General features: G+C 53.1%; 7 protein-coding genes. 6 read left to right on the top strand and 1 reads right to left on the bottom strand.

The window, feature by feature from the left end; translation table 11 throughout:
- Position 1 precedes the first annotated feature (1 nt).
- From AAGJ81_13915 to AAGJ81_13940, 6 genes are read left to right on the top strand one after another with little or no spacing between them, the layout of a single operon-like run.
- Positions 2–742 carry a DUF547 domain-containing protein gene (locus tag AAGJ81_13915; GenBank protein ID MEM0967237.1) on the top strand — a complete coding sequence of 247 codons (741 nt, stop codon included), beginning with the start codon at positions 2–4 and terminating at the stop codon, positions 740–742.
- Positions 703–1,782 (top strand): arsenosugar biosynthesis radical SAM (seleno)protein ArsS, encoded by a 1,080-nt coding sequence (gene arsS / locus AAGJ81_13920; protein MEM0967238.1) that lies wholly within the window; start codon positions 703–705, stop codon positions 1,780–1,782. The genes AAGJ81_13915 and arsS overlap by 40 nt, the downstream gene beginning before the upstream one ends.
- 18 nt (positions 1,783–1,800) lie before the next feature.
- On the top strand, positions 1,801–2,847 hold the full coding sequence (locus tag AAGJ81_13925; protein MEM0967239.1) for a methyltransferase domain-containing protein: 1,047 nt from the start codon (positions 1,801–1,803) through the stop codon (positions 2,845–2,847).
- A gap of 37 nt (positions 2,848–2,884) precedes the next feature.
- Positions 2,885–5,221, top strand: coding sequence for an NAD(P)-binding domain-containing protein (locus tag AAGJ81_13930; GenBank protein MEM0967240.1), 2,337 nt, complete (start codon positions 2,885–2,887; stop codon positions 5,219–5,221).
- A gap of 35 nt (positions 5,222–5,256) precedes the next feature.
- A complete protein-coding gene (locus AAGJ81_13935) occupies positions 5,257–6,027 on the top strand; it encodes an MTAP family purine nucleoside phosphorylase (protein ID MEM0967241.1) in 771 nt (256 codons plus the stop codon).
- Complete coding sequence (locus tag AAGJ81_13940) at positions 6,008–6,634, top strand: TIGR04282 family arsenosugar biosynthesis glycosyltransferase (GenBank protein ID MEM0967242.1); 627 nt, start codon at positions 6,008–6,010, stop codon at positions 6,632–6,634. Before AAGJ81_13935 ends, AAGJ81_13940 begins: the two co-directional genes overlap by 20 nt.
- Positions 6,635–6,711: 77 nt before the next feature.
- Here the strand turns inward: AAGJ81_13940 and AAGJ81_13945 are convergent, their stop codons facing one another.
- Positions 6,712–7,686, bottom strand: coding sequence for a hypothetical protein (locus tag AAGJ81_13945; GenBank protein MEM0967243.1), 975 nt, complete (start codon positions 7,684–7,686; stop codon positions 6,712–6,714).
- Positions 7,687–7,974 lie beyond the last annotated feature (288 nt).

Consider the following 7,974-nt stretch of genomic DNA (forward strand, 5'->3'; position numbering starts at 1 on the left):
CATGACCAGACTTTTCTCACTTCTTCTTTTCAAGACTGTCGTTGCCGGTCCTCTTCTGGCTTCGACGGAAGCGTCACCGGACTACAGCGTCTATGCAGAGCTCTTGGACCGCTACGTGACGCCCGATGGAGTCCTCTACGACCAGTGGTTCTCGAACCCGAACGACCTGGCCGACCTCGACGATGTGCTCGCAGAGTTTGCCCAGGTTGACTACACTCAACTGGAGCCAAACGAAGCGACCGCTTTTCTCATCAATCTCTACAACGCTGCCATGATTGCCGCCGTCTTCGATCACTACCCGCTAGACTCCGTGAGATCTATTGGGCTCCTTCCGTTTTCCATTTTTCGTCGCGACTTCATCGAGCTCAACGGAGAGAAAGTCAGCCTTGATGAAGTCGAAAAAGGAATCCTTCTCGAGGAATTCGGAGATCCTCGGATCCATTTTGCGGTCAACTGCGCCAGCGAGAGCTGCCCCGCGCTTCGAGGAGAGCCCTTTACCGGTGACGCGCTGGACGCCCAGATGGATGAGCAAACAAGACTCTTCGCAAATGGACCTCATGCCGCAAAGGTGTCGTTGGAGGAAGAGTCCACTGCTTACTCTGAACTCTTCAAGTGGTATGACGCCGACTTTCCCGGCGACGACCCTGCTACCTATCTGAACCAATACCGCGACGATCCTCTTCCAGAGGGATTCTCAGTGGAATGGATTCCCTACGACTGGGCCCTCAACTCGACAAGCTAGCAGAAGAACAAAGCCGCTTCCTTTTACTGATGATCAACCGACCCGACGGAGTCCCTCCCGAAAGTAATTCCTTCGATATTGCTCTTGCTCGTAGTGGTCAGGTCCTTCGTCGATCAAAACCGGAGATCCTCCAACTCAATCTCGGTAAACTCTGCAACCTTACCTGCATTCACTGCCATGTAAGTGCCGGGCCTCGCCGAAAAGAGATTATCTCCTCGGAGACAGTCGACCAGATTCTTGCTTGGTATACCAAACATCCACTACCAGTTATAGATTTGACGGGTGGCGCTCCGGAGATGGCTCCGGAATTTCGTCGCATCGTGCGTCACATCCGGAAGGTAAACCCATCTGCCCGCATCCTTGATCGATGCAACCTTGTGATCGTCAACGAGCCCGGTTTCGAGTGGGTTGGAACCTTTCTCGAGGCGGAAGAGCTCGAGATCGTAGCTTCCATGCCGTGCTACTCTCACGAGAACGTCGACGCGCAACGAGGGAACGGTGTCTTTGATCGAAGCATAGCCGCACTGCAGGAATTGAATCAACGCGGTTTCGGAACCGGTCATTCGCGGAAACGACTCGATCTAGTCTTCAACCCGAATGGAGCAAAACTACCGCCCTCTCAACAAGAACTGGAGGTAGACTACAAAAGGGAGCTCAAGAAACACTTCGACATTACCTTCGACAGCTTGATCACCATAACCAATCTTCCGATCGCCCGTTTCGCCCGTTGGCTCCGAAGGGAAGGTCACTACGAGGACTACATGAAAACTCTTGTGGACGCCTTCAACCCCTCGACGGTGAACCGCCTGATGTGCCGCAACACCATCAGCGTAGGTTGGCGGGGAGAAATCTACGACTGTGACTTCAATCAGATGTTGGACATGCGCCTCGCAGATCGCTCAGGGAATGGACTTTTCCTCTGGGATATTGATCCGACTTCTCTTGAGGGACGGACGATCGCAACTGGCGATCACTGTTTTGGATGCACGGCAGGCAGCGGATCTTCGTGTGGAGGGTCGCTAGTCGAGGATAAAAGCTAACCCGAAAATTGATTTTCTATGACAACCGAGACACTAGACTACCACAACAACACCCAAGACTATTACGGGCGTGTTCTTCAAACCAACAAGGACCTCAAGACTTCGGCCTGTTGTGAGAATGCCTCACCTCCGGCATGGCTGAAACCTCTTTTTCAAAACCTCGATGGCGAAATCATTGAACGCAGCTATGGATGTGGCTCTCCGATTCCAACTGCGCTGGAAGGTCAAACCGTGCTCGACCTCGGATGTGGAACCGGCCGCGACGTTTTTCTTGCCTCTCAGCTTGTCGGACAAAATGGGAAAGTGATTGGAGTCGATTTCACAGACGAACAGCTGGAGGTCGCCCGCCGCCATCGTGATAGCCAAATGGAACGTTTTGGGTTCAAAACTCCCAACGTTGAGTTCTTGCAAGGGCCTCTCGAGGATCTCCACGCACTCCGCATAGCCGATGAATCCATTGACGTCGTGATCTCGAATTGCGTGCTCAATCTCTGCCGTGACAAAGCCGACGTCATCTCGGAAGTATTTCGCGTTTTGAAACCCGGAGGAGAACTCTACTTTTCCGACGTCTTCGCTTCGAGGCGCCTCCCGATCCACCTCGCCAACGATCCCGATTTTCACGGGGAATGCCTCGGCGGCGCTTGGTATTGGGAAGATTTTCGCCGCCTCCTCCTCAAAGAAGGCTGCCCGGATTATCGTGTCGTCTCTCAATCAAAAATTAACCTCGAAGATCCGCGGATGGCTGCCCTCTCCGATGGCATTACCTTCGAGTCCGCTACGGTCCGCTGTTTCAAAATCGCCAGCCTCGAAGATCGCTGTGAAGACTATGGACAAGTCGTCACCTACAAAGGAACGATCCCCCAACACCCCAGAGTTTTCCCTCTGGATCCAGGGCATCTTTTCGAAAAAGGGCGACCGGAGCGGGTATGCGGCAACTCGGCTGCCATGATCGAAGAGACCCGCTTCGCGCGACATTTCTCCACGACTGGAGACCGCTCCCACCACTTCGGCCTCTTCCCCGGGTGTGAACCGGCTGCAACAGAAGAAGGATCCGGCTGCTGCTAGGTCTCCAAAACCCCAAGACGTCCGATTCCAGAGATTCGTGAATCCAATATCCAAATACACCAGATGGCTCCACTCCAAGTGGCCGGCCGGCACAATCGAAAAACTACCCCTGGCAGGCGAAGATGGTGAAACGAACATTTCCGGTATTCGGGTTTCTGGTGATCTTACTGGTATTCCCCTCCTCAAATTCAGTGCCGACACTGGAGCGCGTGCGGTGCGGGCATTCCTCAAAGATTCCGGATTCAAGCCCACGCGGGACTCTTCGGACGAGACACTTGATCTGGCCATAATCGGAGGTGGAGTGTCGGGTATAGCTGCTGCCCGGGAGGCGAGGGAAAACGGGCTTCACTTTACCGTATTCGAAGCCCAGGAAACATTCTCGACCATCCGCAATTTCCCAAAAGGAAAACCGATTTTCACCTATCCCACCGACATGGAGCCGACAGGTGGGATGCACTTTCGGTCGGAAGTAAAGGAAGCATTGGTTGACGAACTGGTCGAACAGCAGGACGAAGCGGGAATCGTCCCCGTCATTGCGCGGATCGAATCAATCAAGAAAAAGGGAGACATCTTTCTGCTGAATCGCCCGGAGGCAGACCCCTTGAAGGCAAGAGCCGTTCTAATTGCGATTGGCCGTAGCGGTAATCACAGAAAAATGAATGTTCCGGGAGAGGAGAAAGACAAGGTCTTCAACCGCCTTCATGATCCCAAGGAATACTGCGAGCAGGAGGTCCTGATTGTTGGAGGGGGAGACAGCGCGGTTGAGGCGGCGATAGCCCTCACCGTATGTGGATCAAACGTCACCCTCAGTTATCGGAAGGAATCTCTCACGCGTCCCAAACCTGAAAACTTGGAGAAGATCTATGCCCTCGTGGCAAATCCGGACGCCGACGTTGGTGTGGACGAGCCAGGATCGGAGCGAGTGACCACTTCGGCCGCACGATGGATGCGGGGAGCGAACCCCGCTGGAAAGCTAACCCTTAGACTCAACACAGAACCCACCGAGATCCGCGATGATTCTGTCGTTTTGAAAGACCGTGCCAGTGGAGACGAGGAAGCAGTCGCGAACGACGTCGTATTTTCGATGATCGGAAGAGAGCCGCCTCTCGACTTCTTTCGCCGCTCAGGGCTGAAAGTGTTTGGGGACCGGGGAGTTAAGTTCTGGCTCGGCCTGGTAGGTGTCCTCGCCTTCATGGCGTTTTTGTATCACCTCAAGGCCTACAAAACCTTTTTAGGGTTGGACAACACGAACCTTTGGCAAATTTTCTCCTCGAAAAATTGGTTTCCGTTCAACATTCCGAAGTTGGGTCAGGAAGGTGGGGCACTCCACACGATCTTGCATGCCGCCTCGACGGATCCTGGCTTCCTCTTTGCCTTCACCTACACCGCCATCATAGTCATTTTCGGAGTCCGGCGGATCCGTCGGCGAAAAACTCCTTACGTCACCTGGCAAACCCTGACTCTTATGGCGATTCAGGTCGTCCCGCTCTTCCTCCTACCCTACGTCCTGTTCCCCATCCTCTACCAGCAAGGCGTTTTCACGAGCGGAGGAGTTGGCGAGTGGTTTGGAATGACCTTCCTTTCCGACGGCCAGGGTGGAGAACCGAACCAGTTCTGGCGCGCCTTCGGATTCATCCTCGCTTGGCCTCTATTCATTTACAACATCTTCACGGAGGCCCCGATTTGGGGCTGGATCATCCTCGGCTTCATTCAGACTTTTGTCATCATTCCGCTGATTATCCGCCGCTGGGGGAAAGGAGCTTATTGCGGTTGGATTTGTTCCTGCGGTGCGATGGCAGAAACCCTTGGTGACAAGCACCGCCATAAAATGCCCCACGGGCCGAAGTGGAACAAAGTCAACATGGTAGGCCAGGTGATTCTGGCGATCGCATTTCTCCTGCTCATTCTGAGGATTATTGGGTGGGCGACGCCTTGGGACGGATTCGATAAGGCAGTCACTGGATTCATCGATAAAAACGAGCTGTTGAGTTACAAGGTTCTCGTTGATCTCTGGCTAGCGGGCGCGATCGGATATGGTCTGTATTTTCACTTCTCTGGCAGAGTTTGGTGTCGATTCGCTTGCCCGCTGGCAGCACTCATGCACATCTACGCCCGCTTCAGTAAATTCCGCATCTTTGCAGAGAAGAAAAAGTGCATCTCCTGCAACGTTTGCACGTCGGTTTGCCACCAAGGAATTGACATCATGAATTTCGCGAACAAGGGCATCCCTATGGAAGATCCTGAATGTGTTCGCTGTTCCGCCTGCGTCCAGTCCTGTCCGACCGGAGTTCTCACCTTCGGCCACTATGATAAGGAAATGAAACCCGTTTACGACCTCCTCTCTGCGAGCCCGGTGCGCATGCGGGAGGATTGATCAGAGAGAAAGACGCTCATATAGAATCACTTCCAATGATTGCATTTATCGTAGGTTCAGGCTTCTACGAATTGGAGGGATTCTCACCGGTCGAGACGGTCACGCGGTTTGGGAATGTGAGATACCTGACGGGGAAAATCGCAGAAAACCCGGTTTTATTGCTCCCTCGCCACGGAAGCGGCCATACCTACCTACCCCATCAAATCAATCACCGCGCAAACCTTCTCGCTCTCAAGGAAGCAGGAGCTGAAAGGGTGGTTTCGTGTTCGGTCTGTGGAGTGATCAACCCAGATTGGTCACTCGGTGCCCCCCTGGTCGCGAAAGAACTTTTCTTCCCCGAAAACCGGCTCGGCGATGGCACGACATGCACAGTTTTTCAGGAACCAGCTGAGCCCGGTAGAGGTCATCTCCTTGCGGGATCTTTTTTTCATTCATCCCTCTCCTCGCAAATCGAAAGTCATTTCAAAAAGTCGCACTCCAATTGCCATATCGGGTCCTATGCCCACGCGAATGGTCCGCGCTTCAACTCAAAAGCGGAGATCAAAGCTCTACGGGTTGCCGGAGCCGACTTCCTCTCGCAAACCTGTGGTCCCGAGGCCGTCCTAGCAAATGAACTCGAGTTACCTTATGCCCTCGCCGGATTCTCGGTGGACTATGCAAACGGCGTCCAATTGGATCCCACCCCAGTCGAGACTCTTCAGGCGAACCTGAAGCGAGCGAAAGATGCGTTTGTAGACTTGATTCAGACTCTCTCCTCTCAGCCACAGGACTACACTTTCGAAAACTTTGTCTACCGCTTCGACTAGAACCCAGCGTCCGTCCATCCTCGCCTTTCTCAAGGCGCCAGTTGCCGGAACCGTCAAAACCAGACTGGCCAAGGAGATCGGGAACGAGAAAGCCCTCGAAGCCTACCGGTGGCTCGTGGAGCGCCAGCTGTCCGACCTTCCCAGGGATTGGAACCTCGAGATTCACTATGCACCGTCCAATTCCCTTCAGCTTATGCGGGAATGGTTGGGCTCCGAACGTTTCTACATCCCCCAGTGCGAAGGTGATTTAGGCAAACGACTTGTCCATGGGATTGCAGATTGTTTCAAAAGAGGAGCCAACACAGTCCACTGCATCGGAGGAGACTGTCCCACCCTTGGTCCGACTGAATTCTGCTTGGCAGAGCGTCATCTCACCGAGGGAACTGACCTCGTTTACGGTCCAGCTTTCGACGGAGGCTATTACCTGATCTCCCTGCGAAAACCGGCACACGAGGTTTTCGAAGGAATTCCCTGGAGCAGTGAGCAAACCCTCACCGAGTCTCTCAAAAAAGCGGAACAGCATTCGTATTCTTTTCGCTTACTCCCTGCTCACTCAGACGTCGACGAGCTGACCGACTGGCAAAAACTCCGAGTAGATCCAATCTAGGAAGCTGACTCCATCCACATTTGCGGCGGATGCTTCTTTCCGTTCGGGATAGACCCGTATCCTTGCGCTATTCGTCTCTACCCTTCTTGGGCCTCTACCAATCGGAACGGGTGCAACTGTGATCCAATCCCATCCTGAAGGCGAAAATACAGATCACGCCCGGAAACATTCGCTTTCAGAATCCTGTCTTGTCCTTCTTCACCACCCGGCATTCGAAAGAGCTTCCCATCTTCCAAAGGTATCTGAGCGAACTGAGCCGATTCGAAATAGGGGTGAAGTTCCTCGAGCTGGTTCTTCTCGTATTCCTCCCAGCTTTTCAGGGTTTCTCCGCGATCCGTCTTGATCCGACTGAGCTCACTACGGAACCTTTCCATGGACTCCTCCATATCCCGCCAGGCGCCAATATAATCCTCCAATCGCTTCAAGTAGGTAAAGTTTGCCTCCCGGGTCAGGTTTGAAGCTTTGACCATTTTGCGCGTTCTATCCATCCACTTCCTATGGGTCAGCTCCAGAAGCCCAATTCTAGACGAGATGGACTTGATATCCAGATTGCCAACGGCAAACCGGACCTCGCGAATCAGACCAGAAGTCGTGCTACTCTTGATTCGCTTGGAGTGGGTCTTGCCGTAGTAAGTCGGGAAAATGATGATTGTCTGTCTCGGGCAATAAAAGGATCCATAACGGTAGAACTTCCGCTTCTTGGAATATCCCTCTTTGGTCACTACATCCGGTGTTTTCGTTTTGAGCCACTTCACTTCGGACTCAAACCGATCCGCGACCAACTCTTCAATGTCGAGGCTTTCGACATTGAAGAGATTCACTAAAATCCCTTCACCCTCATCGAGCATACTTTCAACCTCTGGTTTCAAGTCACCAACAAGAAGAACTGGTGGCTCTTGCAGGAATCGATCCCAACTGCCTGTCGAAAGAGAAAATTCCAATTCCTCGCTCGAACTTTCCTTCCCGGATAACACCTGATCCGCGGCACTCTCTCCAACAAAAAGGGTGATCGAGCAACCTAGCCACAAAATACTGCGGAACACATCTGGCATGACCTAGGATCTTATCCGTTTCATTCAAGGCGTCAAGGTCCGACCGCTCTTGAAACCGACCCTGGGTGCAACTACAGTGAGGGGATCTGGCTAATCGAACTGATGCGGACTAAAGTCCGCGCTCCATTGTGGTGGTCTTGAGGAGCCCGGACTTGTAGGATAAACCTCATGAGTCAGTTTTTACAGTTCTTCCGAGAATGGATATCTTTCATTCGTCGGAGGAAGGACTGGAAAAAGTCGCTTCGGACTGAAAGAGTTCGGGGCAGCCAGGGGGCCGGCGGCGGTGGC

The organism is Verrucomicrobiota bacterium (assembly GCA_038744685.1).
Lineage (GTDB): Bacteria > Verrucomicrobiota > Verrucomicrobiia > Opitutales > Puniceicoccaceae > Puniceicoccus.